This window comes from Sorangium sp. So ce117 (genome assembly GCF_051524395.1).
GTDB classification, from domain to species: Bacteria; Myxococcota_A; Polyangia; order Polyangiales; family Polyangiaceae; genus Sorangium; species Sorangium cellulosum_B.
The window spans coordinates 925,667-946,485 of the sequence record NZ_CP150309.1 but is presented as its reverse complement, the minus strand read 5'-3'; the positions used below and the strand labels follow the sequence as shown (position 1 = coordinate 946,485).

The following is a 20,819-nucleotide window of genomic DNA, read 5'->3' as shown; positions in this document are numbered from 1 at the left end:
GCGCCCTGCGACCGCGCGCCGAGGCGCGACGGGGGACGCCCTCCCCGGGGCAGCTCCGCCGCTCCAGAGGGGCGCGCGACGCGGCGCGCCGTGCCCGGAGCTCCGCCCCTATTTCGTGGCGCCCTCCCGGCGCTGGTGTAGATCGCCGCCCGTGAGGAAGCGCCCCCTCGGCAAGACGACCCTTCAGGTCTCGGAGCTCGCCCTAGGCACCTGGGGACTCTCCGGCGACGGCTACGGTCCCGTCGCCGACGTCGAGATCGATCGCGTCATCGATCGCGCGCTCGCGGTCGGCATCGACCTCTTCGACACCGCCGACGTCTACGGCCGCGGCGAGATGGAGCGCTGCCTCGGCAGGCGGCTCCAGGGCGCCGGCCCGACGTTCGTCGTCACCAAGATCGGCACCGTTCGCGACGGCGATCCCCCGACCAAGCGGTTCGACCCGGCCCACCTCCGCACCGCGTTCGAGCGGTCGCAGGAGCGCCTCGCCCGCGAGGTGGTCGACGTCGTCCTGCTCCACAACCCCACCGTGGCCGCGATGCAGTCGAAGGAGGCCCTCGCCTTCCTGAAGGACCTCAAGCAGGCCGGGAAGATCCGCGCCTACGGCGTGAGCGCCGGCTCCGCGGACGTCGCCCGCTCCGCGCTGCGCGACGAGGTCGACGTCATCGAGATCGCCTACAACGCCTTCTTCCCCGGCGACCTCCACGACGTCGCCAGCGACGTCTCCGAGTCCGGCGCGGGCGTCCTCGCCCGATCGGTGCTCGCGCACGGGCTGCTCGCCGGCCAGTGGAGCTCCGAGCGCGAGTTCTACCTCGACGATCACCGCTACCAGCGGTGGACCCGCGACGAGCTCAAGACCCGCATCCGCCAGCTCGACGCGCTCCGGCCGCTGGTCTCGGGCGCCGTCACGTCGCTCCGCTCGGCGGCCCTGCGCTTCGTCCTCGCGAACCGCGTCGTCTCGTCCGCCGTGCTCGGCCCCCGCTCGGTCGCCCAGCTCGACCAGCTCGTCCGCGAGGCCGGCATGCCGCCCTACCTCCAGGACACGGCGCTCACGGAGCTCTCCGCGCGCCTCAAGCAGGCCGGGATCGAGGTGTGAGCACGATGGACCAGAACGACAGGGAGCTCGACGAGATCGTCCGCATCGCGCGCGCCGCGGCGGCGATCGTGATGGACGTGTACGCGACGCCGTTCGCCGTCGAGATGAAGGGCCCCGGCGACCCGGTGACCCGCGCCGACCGCGAGGCGAACACGCTCATCTGCAGCGCGCTCGAGGCCGCGTTCCCCGGCGAGGCGATCCTCGCCGAGGAGAGCGTCCCGACCGGCGACGAGCTCGCCTCGCGCCTGCGGAAGGAGCGGGTGTTCTTCGTCGACCCGCTCGACGGCACGCGGGAGTTCGCGGACAGGAACGGCGAGTTCGCCGTGATGATCGGGCTCGCGGACCGCGGCCGCGCGGCGCTGGGCGTCGTGGTGATGCCCACGACGGGCGAGGCGCTGGCCGGCCGCGCCGGCGAGGGCGGCGCCGCCTTCCTCGAGGCGAGGGACGGCAGCCGCAGGCCGCTCCGGGTCTCGGCCGTGAGCGCTCCGGCCGACGCGACGCTCATCGTCTCGCGCTCGCACCGGCCGAAGGAGATCGAGCCGCTCCTCGCGCGGCTCGGCATCTCGAAGGTCGTCCCCTGCGGTTCGGTCGGCGTGAAGATCGCCCGGATCGCGACCGGCGAGGTCGACCTCTACGTGCACGGCGGGGGCGGCGCCAAGCTCTGGGACAGCTGCGCGCCCGAGGCCGTGCTCCTCGGGGCGGGCGGCAGCTTCACCGACCTCTCGGGCGCGCCCATCGACTACAACGGCCCCGGGCTCAAGCTCGGCCGCGGCATCATCGCATCGAACGGCGCCCTCCAGGCCGCCGTCGTCGCCGCGGCGAGGTCGGAGCTCGGCTGAGGCGCGATGCGGGGGCAGGCCGAGATCGTCATCATCGGCGCGGGGATCATGGGCCTCGCGATCGCGTACAACCTCGCGCGGCACCACGGCATCACCGACATCGTCGTCGTCGACCGGAGCTACCTCTGCGGCGGCGCCAGCGGGCGCAACGGCGGCGGGGTCCGGGCGCAGTTCTCGAGCGAGGGCAACATCCGGCTCATGCAGGAGAGCATCCGCATCTGCCGGGATTTCGCCCGCGAGATGAAGATCAACATCTGGTTCCGGCAGGGCGGCTACCTCTTCCTCGTGCGCAGCGAGGCGGGCCGCAGGACGCTCGAGAAGAGCGTCGCCGTGCAGAACGCGTGCGGCCTCGGGACGCGGATGCTCACCGCCAACGAGGCGCGCGCGATCGTGCCGCAGCTCTCGACCGACGGCGTCGTGGCGGCCAGCTACAACCCCGATGACGGCGTCGTGTTCCCCTGGCCGTTCGTCTGGGGCTACGCCGAGCGCGCGCAGAAGCTCGGCGTCGACATCGCCACCTTCACGAACGTCCTCGGCTTCCGCACGCAGGGCGCGCGGATCGACGCCGTGGTCACCGATCGCGGCGAGATCCGGACGAACAAGGTCGTCAACGCCGCCGGCGCGTGGAGCCCCGAGATCGCGCGCATGCTCGGCGTGGAGCTGCCCAACCACCCGCACCGCCACGAGATCTGCTCGACCGAGCCGCTCAAGCCCTGGCTCGGCCCGCTCGTCGCGGATCTCTCGAACGGCCTCTATTTTTCCCAGTCGATGCGCGGCGAGATCGTGGGCGGCATCTCCAACGAGGACGTCCCCGACGGCCTCGACATGGGGTCGAGCCACAAGTTCCTCTCCCTGTACGCGCGGGCGCTCGTCGCCGCGTGTCCCCTCCTCGGCAGCGTGAAGGTGCTGCGGCAGTGGGCCGGCTGTTACGACCTCACCCCGGATCAGAACCCGATCGTGGGCGCGGTCGACGAGGTCGAGCACTTCTACCAGGCCTCCGGGTTCATGGGGCACGGCTTCATGATCGCGCCCGTCATGGGCAAGCTCCTCGCGCAGCACATCGCCGAGGGCGCCTCCCTCCCCCTGTTCGACCGCTGGAACCTGCGGCGCTTCAGGGAGGGCCGGCTCCTCAGCGAGGCGATGATCATCGGCTGAGCGCCTGCCCCGGTGGCGCGGAGGCGGCGGCGCTTCGACGCGCCGCACGCGCCGCACATGCCGCGCGCCCGCGCTCCCCCGCCGCGTCGCGCTTCGCCTATACTCGCGCCCCTTCGCCATGGGTCACCTCGTCCTCGTCACCGGCTCCTCCAGCGGCATCGGCCTCGCGACCGCGGTCGCGTGCGCGGCCGCGGGCCACCGGGTCATCGCCACGATGCGCCGCCCCGAGAAGGCCGGCGCGCTCCTCGCCGCCGCCGGCGCGCGGGGCGTCACGCTCGAGATCGAGCAGCTCGACGTCGCCGCGGCGAGCGCGCCCGACAGGGTCCGGGAGATCCTTCGGAAGCACGGCCCCGCTTACGCCCTCGTCAACAACGCCGGCATCGCGGTCGGCGGAGCCTTCGAGGAGCAGGCGGACGGCGACGTCCGGGCGCAGTTCGAGACGAACGTCTTCGGGCTGATGGCCGTGACGCGCGCGGTGCTCCCGGCGATGCGAGGCGCGGGGCGCGGCCGCATCGTCAACGTCTCGAGCATCTCCGGGCTCGTCGGCCTCCCCGGCGTGAGCGCCTACGCGGCGACGAAGCACGCCGTCGAGGGCTTCAGCGAGGCGCTGCGCTGGGAGGTCGCCCCGTTCGGCGTCCACGTCTGCCTCGTCGAGCCCGGCACCTTCAAGACCGAAATTTTCTACGAGAACCAGCGGCGCGGCGCCCACGTCTCGCTCGACGGCCCTTACGGCGTGATGACCAGGGCGATCGAGCAGATCGTCCTGAAGGACGCCGCCAAGGCGCCGCCGCCCGCCCCGGTCGCGGCCGCGATCCTCCGCCTCATCGACGACGCATCGCCGCCTTTCAGGACCCTCGTCGGCCGGGACGCACGGGCGCTCGTCGCGCTGCGCCGTGTCATCCCCGACCGGCTCTTCGCCACGGGGATCCGCCGGCTCGTCTCGGCGCCGCGCTCGCGTTGACACGTTCTCTGGCGGCGAATAGCGTCGGCTTCGCCGTTTCCATGGCGGAGCGGCGCCACGTCGTGGCCGAAGGGGGGCCGCGCCCCCTGCCGCGCGCTGTTTTTGTCCGCTTTCGTCCCCTCAGGCTAACGAAGGCTAGCCGCTGACCGCCTCCCCTGAAGCGCACCGTGCGACGGCGAGGTCAGGCCGGCAGCATCACCGAGGTCCCGGAGGAAACACCATGTCCCGCTCAGCACGCAGCATCCTGCCGCTCCTTCGCTCGCTCCTCCTGGGGGCCGCCACCGCGTCGTCGATGGCGCTCTCCGCAGGGGTCATCGTCGGATGCGGCGACGAGAACGACCCCGAGACGCACGTCAAGCGGCTCGACGACCCGGCCACGCTCACCGCCTCCGTCAACCGGCTCGTCCAGTTCTTCGAAGACGCGATGACGCGTGACAACAAGGACAGGACCGGCCCGACCGTGAAGCCGCTCCTCGACAAGATCATCGAGCCGATGACGCAGAAGTGCGTGACCGGCGATCTCGACGAGCGCACGAACTCGAAGCTCATCAAGTTCATCTCCGACACGAGGGACCCGCGCGGCGAGGCCTGCCTCATCAAGGCGCTGAAGGACTACAAGCCCGAGTCCACCGAGGAGGACGTCCGCTGGTCCGTGCGCGCCCTCGGCGCGATGAAGTCGGAGAAGGCCGCCGAGCCGCTCATGGCCGTCTTCTCGAAGCTCCAGCACGGCAAGCCCAAGGGCTCGACGATCTCGCGCGACGTGCACGACGCGATGGTCGACATCAACAGCAAGTCCTGGGAAGACGGGCTCATCACGATGATCGGGCGCCCGATCAACGACCCGAAGGACGTCGGCACGATGCGGAACGAGCTGTTCTGGCAGATCACCGCCGCGGAGCTGCTCGGGTGGCAGCGCAGCGAGAAGGCGGTCGTGCCGCTGCTCAAGGTGGTGCTGTCGCCGTTCAAGGCGGACGCCGCCACGACGGCGATCCTGGCGCTCACGAAGATCGGCAAGCCCGCGATCCAGCCGACGATCGCGCTGCTCCAGGGCGACCAGAAGGAGCTCGTCGAGTACTCGAAGGTCGAGAACCTGAAGGGCGCCGGCGGCGACAAGGCGAACGCGGAGCAGAAGAAGGCCGCGGAGACCGCCCACGTCGCGGCGGCCGCGCTCGTCCTGGCGACGATCGGCCGGCAGGAGTCGTCGCAGCCGCTGCTCGCCGCGCTCGCGAAGGCCGAGGACGTGCCGCGCGCCATCATCGCGCGCGAGCTGACCAAGGTGCCGAGGACGCCGGAGACCCTCGCGGCCTTCCAGGCGGCCTACGAGAAGACGCCCGCGGGGCTCGAGATGCCGCCGGCCGGCATCAACGCGCGGGTGATGCTCGCCGAGGCGGCGAGCAACTTCTTCGACGCGAGCCTCGTGCCGTGGCTCGTGAAGACCGGCCTCGAGGCGCGCGGCGAAGAGGACGATGTCGCGCAGATCCGCGACGTCTCGCTGCAGACGGCGCTCAAGCTGATGAAGCCCGACCAGATCGCCGACGTCGACCGGCTCGCGGGCACCCGCACGAGCGGCGGCGGCACGGTCGGCAAGTCGATGGAGAAGGAGATCAAGATCGCGAAGGAGCTGCTTGGGGCCTGCGGCACCAAGCTCGAGTGTTACGTCGGCAAGCTCAGCGATCCGGCGTCGCAGGCGAAGGAGACGCAGTTCCAGGGGATCAAGTCCGCTTACATGGCGGGCGTGCTCGGCACCCCCGAGGTCCGGCAGCAGATCATCGACGCGATGCCGAAGGTCTCGAACGCGGCCGTCCGCTTCGTCTCGGTCTCGGTCATCGACACCCTCTCGCCGAAGGGCGACGCCGAGGTCGCGACCAAGCTGCAGAAGATCGTCGACGAGGGCGAGGCCTCGAAGGATCCCGAGAAGATCGCCGGCAACGCGCCCTTCAAGACGGTCATCTACCGCCTCACCGCCCGCGCGCAGTGACCGCCGCAGCGCCGTGCGCCCCGTCCGCGGTCGGGGCGCATGGGGCGCACCGGCGGGCACATCACCTGGCTCTAGATTTTCCTTGATTGGCGCCACCCGGGCGCGATGCTTGCGCGAGGCTCGCGCGATGCTTGCGCGAAGCTCGCGCGAAGCTTCACCGACGCGCCTGGCTCCTGATTTTTCCTGGCGTCTCCGCCGTCTTGACGGTTTACTCCGGCCCTTGTCACGGGGCCTCCCCGGCTGAAGAACGAACCATGATCGTGCTCGAGGTAACCCAGGGTCTCGCTGCCGGGCGCACCTTCGAGCTCCAGGGCGAGCTGATCACGCTCGGGCGCTCGTCGGACAACCGCGTCGTCCTCGACGATCGCCACGTCTCCGGGGCGCACGCGCGCATCGTGAGCGGCGCCGACGGGGTGATCCTCGAGGATCTGCGCTCGACGAACGGCACGAGCGTGACGCGGCGGGGCGAGCGGCTGGAGCTCGGCGCGGGGCGCAGCGCGCTCGCCCTCCAGACGGGGGACGTCATCGAGCTCGGCTCCGGGGACGCCGTCACCCGGATGGTGGTGAAGATCCCGGAGGAGGCCGACGACGCGCGGGTCGTCTCGATCCGCCGCCTCGACGAGATCGAGCCTGCCGAGGCGAAGATCGAGCGCGACCCGAGCGCGCTGTCGGCGATGTACGCGGCGCAGAAGCGCATCGGCGCGGCGAACGATCTCGACGAGGTGCTCGCCGAGATCGCCGACGCGGTGCTCGCGCTGGTGCCGAGCTCGACCCACGTCACGGTGGTGCTGCGCGACGACGATCAGGAGCCGGGCGCGGCGCCGACGGCGTTCGTGCCGGTGCTGACGCGGGTCCGGTCCGCGTCGGGCAAAGGGGGGCCGCCTGCAGGGCCGGTCCCGATCACGCGCAGCGTGTACCGGAAGGTGATCAAGGAGCGGGCGGCGGTGCTCGCCGCCGACGCGCCGATCGAGGTCGGGCAGTCCGAGTCGCTGATGGGCGCCTCGATCCGCAGCACGCTCGCCGTCCCGCTCTGGAAGGGCGAGGAGATCATCGGCGTGCTCCAGGCCGACAACCGGAGCGTGCCCGGGATGCTGAACGCCGGCGACCTGGAGACGCTCCTCGTGCTGGCCGCCAACGCCTCGCTCGCGGTGGCGAACGCCCGGCTCATCAAGCGGCTCGTGCTCGCGGAGGAGCGGCTCCAGAAGGAGAACAGCTTCCTCAAGGGGCGCGAGGAGCGCCGCCGGGGCGGCAGCGGGGGCGCTGTCGACATCATCGGCAACAGCGACGCGATGCGCAAGGTCATCGGGCAGCTCGACAAGGTGGTCGACACGCGCGTGACGGTGCTGATCGAGGGCGAGACGGGCACGGGCAAGGAGCTCATCGCCGCCGCCGTCCACTACCGCTCCCGCCGCCGCGACAAGCTGTTCGTCGCGCAGAACTGCGCGGCGCTGGCCGAGAGCCTCCTGGAGAGCGAGCTGTTCGGGCACAAGAAGGGGTCCTTCACGGGCGCCACCGAGGAGAAGAAGGGGCTGTTCGAGATCGCCGACGGGGGCACGCTCTTCCTCGACGAGATCACCGAGACGCCGCTGTCGCTGCAATCGAAGCTCCTCCGGGCGCTCCAGGAGGGCGAGATCCGGCCCGTGGGCGCGACGAGCCCGAAGCACGTCAACGTGCGCATCGTCGCCGCGACGAACCGGAACCTCGAGGACGAGGTGGCCAAGGGGCGATTCCGCGAGGACCTCTACTACCGCCTCAAGGTCTTCCCGATCCGCCTGCCGCCGCTGCGGGAGCGGCGCGACGACATCTCGCTGCTCGCGGGGCACTTCCTGGAGCGCTACGCGGACGAGATCGGCAAGCCCTGCGGCGGGTTCAGCCAGCAGGCGATGGAGCTCATGGTCGCGTACGACTGGCCAGGCAACGTCCGGGAGCTCCAGAATGAGGTGCAGCGGATCGTCATCCAGCTGGAGCCGGGGGCGTTCGGGACGCCGGAGCTGCTCTCGCCGAGGATCCGGCAGGTCGAGGGGCTCATCGCGCGGGCGGGGACGCCGAAAGGGTCGCTCAAAGAGATGATGGACGCGGTCGAGAAGTTCTTCCTCCTGGAAGCGCTGCGCGGGCACAACAACAACAAGACCAACGCGGCCAAGTCGCTCGGGATCACGCGCGAGGGGCTCCACAAGAAGCTCCGGCAATACGGGATCTGACGGGACACGGGACCACGGGACACGGGACGGAGAGGGAGGGCTCGCCAGGACGCGGGGGAGCCCTCGGGAGGGGGTGTCGCGGGCGGGGCCGGCGGGGGGCCCTTCCCACGAACTCGCGCCTTGTGGTGGCTATGGCCGGCTGAACGGGGGAGGGAGAACCAAGAGCGAGGGGCTTCGATGCGGGCCGGCGCTCGGGTTCGTGGGGCCCTTCCCCCGCCGGCCCCGCCCGCGACACCCCCTCCCGAGGGCTCTTTCCGAGGGATGGAAAGAGCGGTTTCGAGGGTGCGCGCAGGCGGGCGGGGGCGGGGGGAGGATGCGGGGGATTTGCTGGGGGTGTCTACGCGGCGTGGCGGGGACGCTGGGGTCTGGCCGCGGGGGCGGGAGGGCGGCTCTGCTTATCGCTTCGGATTGGCGCGCATCTGCTTCGAGATCTGCTTCCAGCGCCGCTTCTCCTCGATCCTCGCGCGCACGTCCTGCTGCCCGGCAAGGTGGCGTCGCTCCGCACCCAGCTTGAGGTAGGCGCCGAGACGCTCGGGATCGAGGTCGCCGTCCTTGATGGCACGGAGCACCGCGCAACCGGGCTCGCCGTCGTGCGCGCAGTCCCGGAAGCGGCAGGCCGCGGCGCGGGCCTCGACGTCGTCGAAGCCGGCCGGGGCGCTGCCGCCCGCGGACCAGACGCCGAGCTCCCGTATGCCCGGCGTGTCGATGAGGAGGCCACCTCCAGGGATCAGGAACAGCTCCCGGTGAGCCGTCGTGTGACGGCCACGCTCATCCGACGCCCGGATCGCGCCCTCGAGCTGGACCTCCGCGCCGAGCAGGCGATTGCTGAGCGCGGACTTCCCCACGCCGGACGAGCCGACGAGGGCGATGGTCTCCCCCGCCCCGATCTCGGCGCGGAGCGCGTCGAGGCCGGCGCCGGAAAGCGCGCTGACGAGCGCGATCGGCGCGGCAGGGGCGACATCCCGCGCCGCGTCGATGTACCGCTCTGGATCCGGGCAGACATCGGCCTTGTTGAGCACGAGGACCGGGCGAGCGCCGCTGTCGAGGACGGCGTCGATGTAACGCTCGATGCGGCGCAGGTTGAAGTCGGCGTTCAGCGACGTGACGATGAACACCTTGTCGATGTTGGCCGCGAGCACCTGGGCCTCGACCGTGGGCCCAGCGGCCTTGCGGCGCAGGCACGTGCTCCGCGCGAACGTGTGCACGATGTACAAAGGCCCAGCGCCGTCGCCAGGCCTGAGGCCCACCCAGTCACCGACGGTGGGGAGCGCCGCGCGGTCGGCGGCCTCGTGCGCGAGGCGACCGCTGACCACCGCGAGGCGCGGGCCATCCGCGGTCTGAACGTGGTGCCTGGACGCGGAGGCGAGGACGACGCGCGCAGGCTGCACGGCATCCTTGAGACAGGCGAGCTGGCTCGCGAAGAAGGGAGTCCATCCAAGCCCGACCAGATCGGGCTGCATTTCGTGCTGCGAAGACGGATCAACGAGAGAATCGAGGTGAGTTTGCATGACGGACGAGCGCTCCATGGCGTTCGGCCGCGCCCGAGCTTCGGCGCGCGGCGATCGACGGACAGGGCGCGGCGGCGCACAAGCGCGCACGCGCCGGCCATTCCACGCGCGGGGCCGCCGCGGAGCGGAGCTCGTCGATCGATCAGGACGTCACGCCAGAAGGCACACCCGGCCAGGGCAGATCCCTGGGAGGGGCACGCGCTCAGGGCACACACGCGCCCCTCAGGGCACGCGGGCGACGTCGCGGAGACGTGGAGACGAGCTCAGCCGGCCGCGGCGGAAACGACGGCGGCGGCGCAATGGGTGTGCGATGTGTTGGCACTCATGACCTGACCTCCGCGTTCGGCTCACGTCACCACGACGCGACAGCACCTAGAATCCTATGGCCCCGCGCCGACGTCAAGCGCTCTCGGCTCGGCCCGGCCGCATGGGCAGCGAGCACAGCACGCGCGCGCGGAGCCCGCTCTGGGGTGCAACGAGCGCGCGGAGCCCGCTCTGAGGGAGCAACGAGCACGCGGCGAGGCGCGGCGCATGCGGCGAAGCGGGGACGAGCGTGGGCCGGACGGAGGCGCGCGGGACGACGTGGGGCGCCCTCGTTCCAGGTGAACGACAGTGGGTCGACAATTTCCGCTCGGCCGATGGTTGCCAATGGTTGCCGATAGTTGGAAGACCGACGAAGACCGACGAAGCCGGACGAGATCACGCCTTCCCGGCGAGGCCACCCCGCCCTCCGGCCCTGACGGCCGCGGAGGTTGCGAGGAGCGCCTCGCCGCACTAGGGTCCTCCGCTCCATGCCCACACACTTCGAGCTCGTCTCCGAATTCAAGCCGTGCGGTGACCAGCCTCGCGCGCTCCAGGAGATCTGCTCCGCTTTCGAGCAGGGCGAGGCCTTCCAGGTCCTCCTCGGCGTCACGGGCAGCGGCAAGACGTTCACCGCCGCCAAGGTGATCGAAAAGCTGCAAAAGCCGACCCTCATCATGGCGCCGAACAAGACGCTGGCGGCCCAGCTCTACGGCGAGATGCGGGAGCTCTTCCCCAACAACGCCGTCCACTACTTCGTCAGCTACTACGACTACTACCAGCCCGAAGCCTACGTCCCGACGAGCGACACGTTCATCGAGAAGGACGCGATCATCAACGACGCGATCGACCGCATGCGCCACGCGGCGACGCACGCGCTGCTCTCGCGGCCGGACGTGATCATCGTCGCCTCCGTGAGCTGCATCTACGGCATCGGCTCGGCCGAGAGCTACCACGGGCTCCTGATCAAGCTCGAGCGCGGCACCGAGATCCGCCGCGACGAGCTCCTGCGGCGGCTCGTCGACATCCAGTACACGCGGAACGACGTCGATTTCCACCGCGGGACGTTCCGCGTCCGCGGCGATGTCGTCGAGATTTTCCCGGCCTACGAGGAGGCGCTCGCGATCCGGGTCGAGTTCTTCGGCGACGAAATCGAGGCCATCAAGGAGGTCGACCCGGTCCGCGGCAAGGTGGTGGGCCAGCTCGATCGCTACGCGGTCTTCCCCGGCTCCCACTACGTCACCGAGCAACAGCAGCTCAGGCTCGCGATCCAGGCGATCCGCGAGGAGCTGCGCGAGCGCATCGACTTCTACGACAGGGCCGTGCGCTTCCTCGAGAAGCAGCGTATCGAGCAGCGCACGATGTACGATCTCGAGATGCTGGAGCAGATGGGGTTCTGCAACGGCATCGAGAACTACTCGCGCCACCTCTCGGGCCGGAAGGCCGGCGAGCCCCCGCCGACGCTGATCGACTATTTCCCGAAGGACTTCCTCCTCATCATCGACGAGTCGCACCAGACCGTCCCGCAGGTCGGGGCGATGTACCGGGGCGACCGGGCGCGGAAGGAGACGCTCGTCGAGTACGGGTTCCGGCTCCCCAGCGCGCTCGACAACCGGCCGCTCAAGTTCGAGGAGTTCGAGCAACACTACGCGCAGGTCCTCTTCGTGAGCGCGACGCCCGGCGACTACGAGCTGCAGAAGTCGGCCGGCTCGGTCGTGGAGCAGATCATCCGGCCGACCGGGCTCATCGATCCGCAGATCCAAATCCGCCCGGTGTCCGGTCAGGTCGACGACCTGCTCGCGCGCATCCGGGAGCGGGTCGGCCGCGGCGATCGCGTGCTCGTCACGACGCTGACCAAGCGGATGGCCGAGGATCTGACCGAGTACTACACGGAGCTCGGCATCCGGGTCCGCTACCTCCACTCGGACGTCGACACGCTCCAGCGCGTGGAGATCCTCCGCGATCTCCGGCGCGGCGAGTTCGACGTCCTGGTCGGCATCAACCTGCTGCGCGAGGGGCTCGATCTCCCCGAGGTGTCGCTGGTCGCCATCCTCGACGCCGACAAGGAAGGCTTCCTCCGGAGCCCGCGCTCGCTCATCCAGACGATCGGCCGCGCCGCACGCAACGTGAACGGCGAGGTCGTGATGTACGCCGATCGCATCACCGAGGCGATGAAGCGCGCGATGGACGAGACGAACCGGAGGCGCGTGATCCAGGAGGCGTACAACAAGGAGCACGGCATCACGCCGGCCACGGTGAAGAAGGCGATCCTCGACCTGTCGCCCACCTCGGGCACGCGCGACTACTACGCCGTCCCGAAGGGCCCGGCGAAGCCCGCGGCCGAGGCGGCGCGCGCCGCGGTGGACCTGGTCGACCAGATCGACGCGCTCCGGCAGGAGATGTTCGCGGCGGCGGAGAACCTCGAGTTCGAGAAGGCGGCGCGGCTGCGCGATCAGCTCCGGCAGCTCAAGGCACAGCAGGGGGACGGGGACGCCGGCGCGGCGCGCGAGGCGGCCGAGGAGAAGCCGGCGCGGGCTGGGCGGCCGGCGAGCCGGCGCGGTCCGGGCGGCAAGGGGGGCGGGCGGCCGGCGGCGGGCGGCAAAGGGGGCGGGCGGGCGGCGGCGGGGCGAGGGGGCGGGCGCTACCGATAGCGACGGAGCCCGCGGGGGAGGAGGCTGCGCGCGCGGGGGGGCGGTGGGCCCTCCCACGAACTCGGGCCTTTTGGGGGGCTGTTGCCGGCTGGACGGGTGGGGGAGACCGCGCGAATGAGGCTGCGCTGCGGGCCGGCCCTCGGGTTCGTGGGGCCCGCCCACCGCCCCCCCGCACGCGCAGCCTCCTCCCCCGCGGGCTCTTTGTGGGGGGATGGGGGGATGGGGGGATGGGAAGGCTGCAGGCGTGCAGGCGGGGCGGGCCATGGGGAGCAGGAGGTCGCCGGGGCGTGGAGCGCGAAGGGGGAGCGGTGGTTTGGCAAACGCTCTTTCGGTGAAGCATCGTTTTGCTTCGTGCAGCGAGCTATCGGCGTCGACCCTGCCGCGCGGCGCTGTTAAGGGGGCTCCGGCATGGCAGTCTCGTCCGATCCGATACTCGTCACCGTCACCGGCAGGGACCACCCCGGCATCACCGCTCGGCTCACGGGCATCCTCAGCGATATCGGCGCCACGCTGCTCGACATCGAACAGGTGGTGGTGCACGGAAACCTGAACCTCGCGCTCCTCGCGCTCTTCCCCGAGACACGCAACGGACTCAAGGAGCTGCTGTTCGCCGCGAAAGAGCTCGGCGTGGCGCTCGACTTCAAGCCGCTCGACGGGGGCGCGCCACGGCGCGCGCCAGGGAGCCGGTACGTGGTGACAGCCATCGGCCGCGAGCTCGGCGCGAAGCCGCTGCACGACGTGGCCTCCACACTCGCAGCCCACGGCGCGAACATCGAGAAGATCGCGCGGCTGTCGGTCGAACGCCTCTCGTCGGTGGAGATCCAGGTGCTGCTCCAGCGCGAAGAGGAGGCCGACGCCCTCAAGCAGGCCCTCCTCGCGCTCGCGACGCAGAACAGCTTCGATCTCGCGCTGCAACGCGAGGGCCTCTTCCGCCGGAGCAAGCGGCTCGTCGTCATGGACATGGACTCGACGCTCATCCGGATCGAGGTGATCGACGAGCTGGCGCGCGCCAAGGGCGTGGCGGAGGAGGTGGCGAAGATCACCGAGCGCGCGATGCAAGGGGAGATGGATTATGACGAGTCGCTCCGCCAGCGGCTCTCGCTGCTCCGCGGCCTCGACGTCGGCGTGCTGCGGAAGCTCGCCGCAGAGCTCCCCATCACCGAGGGCGCAGAGACGCTCATCCGGGTGCTGAAACGGCTCGGCTACCGGACGGCGGTGATCTCCGGCGGCTTCTCGATCGCAGCGGAGGCGCTGAAGGCGCGGCTCGGGATCGACTACGCCTACTCGAACGCGCTCGAGGTCGCGAACGGACAGCTGACCGGCCGGGTCACAGGGCCGATCGTCAACGCGCAACGCAAGGCCGAGCTGCTCGAGACCATCGCCCAGGCAGAAGGCGTGTTGCTCGATCAGACCATCGCCGTGGGCGACGGCGCCAACGACCTCCTGATGCTGCAAAGGGCCGGCCTCGGCGTCGCGTTCCGCGCAAAGCCCAAGCTGCGAGAGGCCGCCGACACGTCCCTCTCCGCAAGCGGCCTCGACGCCATCCTCTTCCTGCTCGGCATCACCGAACGCGAGCTCCTCGAGGTGGCGTGAACAGCGCGACACGGCCCGTCCGCCCAGCAGCGGAGTCCCACGGGACACAGCGCCCCGCTTGACAGCGGCGCACTGACCGGGCCCTCGCAGCCGTCCGGCACGGCGCCTCGCCTGGCCAGGCGACGGTGTGGGAGGGGCTGCGCTGGGCTCGTCGCTCGCTCGCGGCGCTCGGCCCTGCGCGGCGTTCGGCTCGCCAGCGGGCCGCCGTGCTATCCACCGGGGCCATGCGGCGGAGCGGGTTCACACGGCAGGCGCGCTCCGTCGCCTGGAGCGGAGGTGAGGCGTGAAGCGTCCGACGATCACGGACATCGCGTGGCGGGCGGGGGTATCCAAAGGAGCGGTGTCGTATGCGCTGAACGGCAGGCCCGGCGTGTCGGAGCCGACGCGCGAGCGGATCCTGGCCATCGCGGCGGAGCTGGGCTGGCAGCCGAGCAACGCGGCGCGGGCGCTCTCCGACGGCCGCGCCGGCGCCGTCGGCCTGGTCATCGACCGGCCCGCGCACATGCTCGGCATCGAGCCGTTCTTCATGCAGCTCATCTCCGGCATCGAGGCGGAGCTGTCCGAGAAGGCCGAGGCGCTGCTGCTCAAGGTCACGGAGGATCGCGTGGCCGAGGTGGAGACCTACCGCCGCTGGTGGGCCGAGCGGCGGGTCGACGGGGTGATCCTCGTCGACCTCTGCGACGACGATCCGCGCGTGAAGCTGATCGAGGAGCTGAAGCTCCCGGCGGTGGTGATCGGCGGGCCGGCGGGCAAGGGGCAGCTGCCCGCGGTGTGGAGCGACGACGCGAGCGCCATGCGGGCCGTCGTCGACTACCTGGCCGCGCTGGGCCACCGGTCGATCGCGCGGGTCGCCGGCCCGGCCGAGTTCGTGCACACCGCGGTCCGCACCAAGGCGTTCACCGCGGCCGCGCGCCAGCGGCGCCTGGATCGGGTGCAGACGGTCCACGCCGACTACACGGGCGAGGCAGGCGGCCAGGCGACACGGCGGCTCCTGGCCGAGGCCTCGCCGCCGACGGCCATCGTCTTCGACAACGACGTGATGGCCGTGGCCGCGCTCGCGGTCGCCCACGAGATGCGCGTCCCCGTGCCGGAGCGCCTGTCGATCGTGGCCTGGGACGACTCGGCGCTGTGCCAGCTCGTCCACCCCGCCCTGACCGCGGTGCGCCGCAACATCGCCGAGCACGGCTCCCGCGCCGCCGCGCTGCTCCTCCGCCTCGTCGCCGGAGAGCCGGTCACCGACGACGAGTGCAGCGCGCCGACGCTCGCGACGCGGGGCAGCACCGCCCCGCCCCCCCGCGCATGAGCCGGCCTGGCCCGAGCAAGGGCCCGGCCCCCCGCACGGGCGCGTAGACTGAACCGATTAAGTATCGTACACTGAACCGATTAAGTCACCTGCCCGCCGCTCGCGCCTCGAGCGCGCGGCCCGCTCCGCGAGCAGGGGGACGGACGGTGTTCGAGAGCGCCGCTCTGCATGACCAGGACGTGAGGACTATGCACCGCAATTTCGCCAAAGTCGCAGTTCGTCAACAGGCGGTCGCCTGGCTGGGGGCCAATTTCTGGTCGCGGCGCGGCGGCCCGCTCATGTGGCAGAGCTACGATCCGTTCGTGGTCCGCGAGGAGCTCCGGGTGCTCGCCGATCACGGACTGACCATGACCCGGTCGTTCTTCTACTGGCCGCACTTCATGCCGGAGCCGGACCGGATCGACGAGGACTGCGTCGCGCGTTATGCCGATTTCCTCGCGGCGCACGTCGAGGCGGGCCTCACGACGATCCCGACCCTCCTCGTCGGCCACATGTCCGGCGAGAACTGGGACCCGGTCTGGCGGCGCGGGCGCGACCTCTACGGCGACGTGTGGATGGTGGCCCGGCAGGCCTGGTTCGCCGAGCAGATGGCGCGGCGCTTCGCGGGGCACCAGGCGGTGACGGGCTGGCTCGTCTCCAACGAGATGCCGATCTACGGCGAGCGCGAGCGCTCGATCCGCGAGAACGTCACGAGCTGGGCGAGCCTGGTCGTGCAGGCGCTGCGGGCCGGCGGGGCGAGCCAGCCGATCTCGATCGGCGACGGCGCGTGGGGCATCGAGGTCACGGGGAACGACAATGGGTTCTCCGTCCGCGATCTCGGCGCGCTCGTCGACTTCCTCGGCCCGCACGTGTACCGGATGGAGAACGACCTGGCGCGCCAGCACTACGGCGCGGCGTTCGTCTGCGAGCTCACGGGCTTCCTCGGCAAGCCCGTGGTGCTGGAGGAGTTCGGCGTCTCGTCGGCCTTCGCGTCCGACGAGAACGCCGCGCACTACTACCGGCAAGTCCTCCACAACACGCTGCTGGCCGGCGCCACCGGGTGGATCGGCTGGAACAACACCGATTTCGATCTCATCCACCAGGATCCCTACAGGCACCACCCCTTCGAGCTCCACTTCGGGCTGACGACCGTCGAGGGCCGCCCCAAGCCGCAGCTCGAGGAGATGGCCCGCTTCGCCAAGGTGCTCTCCGACATCGACGTCCTCGGCTGTGAGCGCGAGCCGGCCGACGCGGCGCTGATCGTCCCGTCGTACCTGGAAGGCGCGTTCCCGTTCACGGAGGCCGAGGACCGCAGCTACCTGTTCACGATGCTGCGGCAGGCCTACATCGCGGCGAAGGAGGCGGACCTGCCGGTCGGGCTGACGCGCGAGCGGGACGGGATCGCCGAGGACTGCCGCCTTTACCTGCTGCCGTCGGCCAAGCAGCTGACCGCGCCCACATGGCACCTCCTGGAGCGGCTGGCGTCCGCCGGCGCGGTCGTCTACGCGTCGTACTGCCACGGCACACACGGGTCGCAGCGCGGGCCGTGGTACGCGCACCTCAACGCGATGTTCGGCGTCGAGCACCAGCTGCGCTACGGGATGATCGATCCGATCGAGGACGATCGCGCGAAGCTCACCTTCGAATGCCAGTTCGGCACGATCGCGGCGGGCACGACGCTCACGTTCCCGGTCTCCGGCACCGAGCACAGCCGCGCTTACCTGCCCGTGCGCCCGAGGGGCGCGGAGGTCGTCGCGGTCGACCAGCGCGGCCGGCCGGCGCTGCTGCGGCGCAAGATCGGGAGCGGCAGCGTCGTGCTCTGCACCTATCCGATCGAGCACTTCGCCGCGGCGACCCCGCGGATCAACCCGGAGCCGACCTACAGGATCTACGACGCGCTCGCCGAGCTCGCCGGCGTGAAGCGACCGGTGACGGTGGACGACCCGCGCGTCGCGGCCGACACGCTGCGCCACCGGGATGGCCGCCGCTTCGTGTTCCTTGTCAGCCAGGCGGATCAGCCGCTCTCCGTGAAGCCCGCTGTGGCCTCAGGGCACCTGACCGAGCTGGGCGGCAAGTCCCCGGTCCACGCCGTGGAGCTCGCGCCGTACGACGTGCGGATCCTCGAGCTGCGGCCGGAGCCGCGGTAAGCGCGGGCGTAGCTCCCCAGGGTGCTGGTGCGCGATTCCCCTCCACGCGCACTCGCACACCACCACCGCATTCGCCAGCTTCAGTCGTGTCCCCCACCGTCTCCGGAAGCGCCGGCGCCGTGGCGATCGCGCGCTTCCATCTTCGCCTTCCCTTCCGGTTCCGGTTCCGGCGCGCTCGGCGCCGAGAACCGGAGCAGGAGCAGCCCGGCCAGCGAGACGACCATCCCCGCGAACGTCACGCTCCAGGGCAGGAGCTCTCCTTCGAGGAGGCCTTGCGCCCATGACGGCTTGAAATAGAGGAGCGACACCGCGAGCCCGTTGTTCAGGGCGTGAAGCAGCGCCCCGGGCAAAACGGAGCCGGTGCGGTGGCGCGCGTAGCCGAGCGCCAGCCCGAGCGAGAAGGTCGGCAAGAGCCGGTACACCGACCCGTGCGCGAGCCCGAAGAGGAGCGCCGATACGCCGATCGCCACCGCGGGCCCGGCGCGGCGCAGGCCTGCGTAGACGAGGCCGCGGAACAGGAGCTCCTCGCAGACGGCCGGCGTGACGGCGACGAGCAGCAGGACGACCGAGTACGGCTGCCCGCCGAGCAGCACGAGCTCGCCCAGCTCACGGGCGAAGGGCTCCGGCGCGGGGAACCACCGGAGGACGGTGCCGCCGATCGCGGCCCACGCGGCGACCCCGAGGAGCAGCGCGCCGGCGAGGCCCCGGACCGAGGCCGGCCTGAGGCCGAGCGTCGCCCGCGGCGAGTAGCCGAAGCCGGCGACCAGCGCGAGGGTCGGGACCAGGAAGAAGCCGACCTGCGAGACCGCGAGCTGGACCGCCACGCTGGCGCGGGCGATGAGCAGGCTGCCATAGAAGAAGAGCACCTGGACGCCCGCGAACGCCGCCAGCGAGAAGCCCGCCGAGGGCGCCCCGCCGGCCCGGCGCCCCAGGCCGAGCACGGCGCGCGCCGACTCGTGCCCCCCGAGGAGCACGCTCTCGCGCTCGAAGACGCGCGCCGCGAAGAGGAGCGCGAGGCAAGCATAGAGCGCCGAGGAGACGAGCGCCGTGAAGAGGAGATCGGCAGGCGCCTCTCCGACGAACAGCGCCTTGATCAGCACCGCGATGTTGAGGACCGGGGCGTAGGCCGTCCACGGGTTGAGCTCGACCACCGGCAGGGCCGTGATGCCGGCGAGCAGCGAGAGCGGCAGGTACGCCGGCATGAGCGCGTTCTGACCGTCCTTGAAGTCCTTCGCGAACACGGCGAGCGCGAGGAAAAGAGCCGAGAACAGGAGCGTGACCGGCACGAGCAGCACGAACGTCAGCGCGAAGGTGCCGGGGCCGACGACCATCGCGTCGGGCAGCAACCGGCTCACCGTGAGCGACATGCTCACCACGTTGCCGAGCGCCGTGAGCAGCGAGATGACCCACACGGCCAGGAACTTGCCCGAGATGATCTCGATGGGCCGCACGGGCGCGCACAGCAGCGTCTGCATCGTGCCGCGCTCCTTCTCGCCCGCCGTCAGATCGATCGCCGGGAGGAAGCTGCCGAGGAGCGACATCAGGATCAGCAGCATCGGCATCATCGCGCCGAGGATCTGGCCGACCTTGCGGCTGTCCGCCGCGACGTCGCGCGGCACGACGTCGAACGCGCGCGAGAACCCCTCGGGCAGGCCGCGCTCCGCCTCTCGATCCGCGACGATGGCCCTGCGGGCGCGCTGCAGCGCGCCCTCGAGGCGCGCCTCTGCCGTGGCCGAGTCGGCGCGGACCGAGTCGAAGTAGATCGCGACGGCGCCCTTCCCGCCGCGCCCGAGCTCGGCCCCCATCGATGGCCACGGCACGAGCACCGCGTCGACCTTGCGCTCGCTCACCGCGGCACGCGCCGCGGCGAGCACGGGGTTCTCCGGCTCGATCCACCTCGGCGGCTCGGCCTCGGCCTCCGGGGGCGCCGCCTGGCCGTCGTCCGGCGCGGGCTCTGGCCCCGCCGGGGGCGCGAGCGCCCCGGAGAGGAGCCCCTCGCGCACGTCGGGGGGCGCGCCGGCCCACGGCGCGAGCTCGATCTTGCCCGCCGCGGAGAGCCTCGCCTGCAGGCCCTCGGCGAGCTCTCCCCAGACCGCGATCCTGGACGGGCGCGCCTCGCGCGCGGCCGCCTCGACGCCGACGAGCTTGCTCATCGCGAGCGCGAAGAGCGGATAGAGGAGGAGCGGGACCACGACGAGGCGCACGAGCGTGCGCCGATCCCGGAGCGACTCGAGGAGCTCCTTGCGGAGGATCGTCCAGACGATGGCGAGCCTCATGGCGCCTCAGCCCCCTGGCGCGGGCGCGCCGGCGCGCTCGGGCGTGTCGCGCGCCGCGCCCGGGCGGCTCCGCTCCACGTGGTGGAGGAAGGCGTCGGTCAGGTTCGTTGTGCCGGAGCGCCCGAGGAGCTCGGGCAGGGTGCCGGCGTCGACGACGCGCCCCTCGTGCATGAGGGCGATGCGGTCGCAGAGGTACTCGGCCTCGCTCATGATGTGCGTCGAGAAGAGGATCGCCCTGCCCGCGGCGCGCTCCCGCCGGATCGACGCGACGATGAAGCGGCCGCTGAGGATGTCGAGCGCGGTCGTCGGCTCGTCGAGGATGAGCACCTCCGGCTCGTGGAGGAACGCGCGCGCGATGTTGGCGCGCTGCTTCTGCCCCGTGGAGAGCGTGCCGCACGGCCGCGAGGCGAACGCATCCATCTCCAGGTCGGCCACGAGCGCGTCGATCCGGCGCGAGAGCGCCGCCTCCTCCATGCCGTACAGCCGACCGAAGTAGCGGAGCACCTCGCGGGGCGTGAGCCGCTGGTAGAGCTGCGTGTCCCCGGAGAGGAAGCCGAGGCGCTGCTTCGCCTCGAGCGGCCTCGCGGCCAGGTCGACGCCGCCGACCAGGATCTGCCCCTGGTCGGGCGACAGGATGCCGGCGAGCATCCGCAAGGTCGTCGTCTTGCCCGCGCCGTTCGGCCCGAGCAGCCCGACGACCTCCCCGGCGTGCACGGCGAGATCGACCCCGTCCACGGCCGTGACGCCGCCGTACCGCTTCACCAGACGCTCGGCGTGCAGGGCGGGGCGCATGGAAGCGTCTCCTAGTTCGGCCCGCGGCCCGGCGCAAAGCGCC

The 20,819-nt window shown here is 71.4% G+C and carries 13 protein-coding genes; 10 read left to right on the top strand and 3 right to left on the bottom strand.

The genetic code is table 11. The features are described from left to right. Window positions 1-151: 151 nt before the first annotated feature. The 6 genes from WMF46_RS03585 (at window position 152) to WMF46_RS03560 (ending at window position 8,227) form a co-directional block, all read left to right on the top strand. On the top strand, window positions 152-1,093 hold the full coding sequence (locus tag WMF46_RS03585) for an aldo/keto reductase (protein ID WP_437984304.1): 942 nt from the start codon (window positions 152-154) through the stop codon (window positions 1,091-1,093). A gap of 5 nt (window positions 1,094-1,098) precedes the next feature. Then, the gene (locus WMF46_RS03580) at window positions 1,099-1,932 is read left to right on the top strand and encodes a 3'(2'),5'-bisphosphate nucleotidase CysQ family protein (protein ID WP_437984303.1); all 834 of its coding nucleotides are present in this window, start codon (window positions 1,099-1,101) and stop codon (window positions 1,930-1,932) included. A gap of 6 nt (window positions 1,933-1,938) precedes the next feature. Beyond that, a complete protein-coding gene (locus WMF46_RS03575) occupies window positions 1,939-3,087 on the top strand; it encodes an NAD(P)/FAD-dependent oxidoreductase (protein ID WP_437984302.1) in 1,149 nt (382 codons plus the stop codon). A gap of 118 nt (window positions 3,088-3,205) precedes the next feature. Further along, window positions 3,206-4,048 (top strand): SDR family NAD(P)-dependent oxidoreductase, encoded by an 843-nt coding sequence (locus tag WMF46_RS03570; protein WP_437984301.1) that lies wholly within the window; start codon window positions 3,206-3,208, stop codon window positions 4,046-4,048. Between the two features lie 220 nt (window positions 4,049-4,268). Continuing rightward, on the top strand, window positions 4,269-6,026 hold the full coding sequence (locus WMF46_RS03565; RefSeq protein WP_437984300.1) for a hypothetical protein: 1,758 nt from the start codon (window positions 4,269-4,271) through the stop codon (window positions 6,024-6,026). A 254-nt stretch (window positions 6,027-6,280) separates the two neighbouring features. Beyond that, window positions 6,281-8,227: a sigma 54-interacting transcriptional regulator gene (locus WMF46_RS03560; RefSeq protein WP_437984299.1), complete on the top strand. Its 1,947-nt coding sequence runs from the start codon at window positions 6,281-6,283 to the stop codon at window positions 8,225-8,227. Window positions 8,228-8,622: 395 nt separating this feature from the next. On the opposite strand, the gene rsgA is transcribed toward WMF46_RS03560, so the two are convergent. Next, window positions 8,623-9,687, bottom strand: coding sequence for a ribosome small subunit-dependent GTPase A (gene rsgA, locus WMF46_RS03555; protein WP_437984298.1), 1,065 nt, complete (start codon window positions 9,685-9,687; stop codon window positions 8,623-8,625). Window positions 9,688-10,526: 839 nt separating this feature from the next. On the opposite strand from rsgA, the gene uvrB reads away from it, so the two are divergent. The 4 genes from uvrB to WMF46_RS03535 all read left to right on the top strand — a co-directional run bounded on the left by uvrB (window position 10,527) and on the right by WMF46_RS03535 (window position 17,708). Further along, on the top strand, window positions 10,527-12,686 hold the full coding sequence (uvrB, locus tag WMF46_RS03550) for an excinuclease ABC subunit UvrB (protein WP_437984297.1): 2,160 nt from the start codon (window positions 10,527-10,529) through the stop codon (window positions 12,684-12,686). Window positions 12,687-13,094: 408 nt separating this feature from the next. Next, window positions 13,095-14,279, top strand: coding sequence for a phosphoserine phosphatase SerB (gene serB, locus WMF46_RS03545; RefSeq protein WP_437984296.1), 1,185 nt, complete (start codon window positions 13,095-13,097; stop codon window positions 14,277-14,279). 283 nt (window positions 14,280-14,562) lie between these two features. Further along, window positions 14,563-15,582 carry a LacI family DNA-binding transcriptional regulator gene (locus tag WMF46_RS03540; RefSeq protein WP_012233297.1) on the top strand — a complete coding sequence of 340 codons (1,020 nt, stop codon included), beginning with the start codon at window positions 14,563-14,565 and terminating at the stop codon, window positions 15,580-15,582. Between the two features lie 188 nt (window positions 15,583-15,770). Next, window positions 15,771-17,708 (top strand): glycoside hydrolase 5 family protein, encoded by a 1,938-nt coding sequence (locus tag WMF46_RS03535; protein ID WP_437984295.1) that lies wholly within the window; start codon window positions 15,771-15,773, stop codon window positions 17,706-17,708. Between the two features lie 80 nt (window positions 17,709-17,788). On the opposite strand, the gene WMF46_RS03530 is transcribed toward WMF46_RS03535, so the two are convergent. Both WMF46_RS03530 and WMF46_RS03525 read right to left on the bottom strand, forming a co-directional pair. Then, window positions 17,789-19,984: an ABC transporter permease subunit/CPBP intramembrane protease gene (locus WMF46_RS03530; protein ID WP_437984294.1), complete on the bottom strand. Its 2,196-nt coding sequence runs from the start codon at window positions 19,982-19,984 to the stop codon at window positions 17,789-17,791. Window positions 19,985-19,990: 6 nt separating this feature from the next. Beyond that, window positions 19,991-20,776, bottom strand: coding sequence for an ABC transporter ATP-binding protein (locus WMF46_RS03525; RefSeq protein ID WP_437984293.1), 786 nt, complete (start codon window positions 20,774-20,776; stop codon window positions 19,991-19,993). Between the last annotated feature and the right edge of the window lie 43 nt (window positions 20,777-20,819).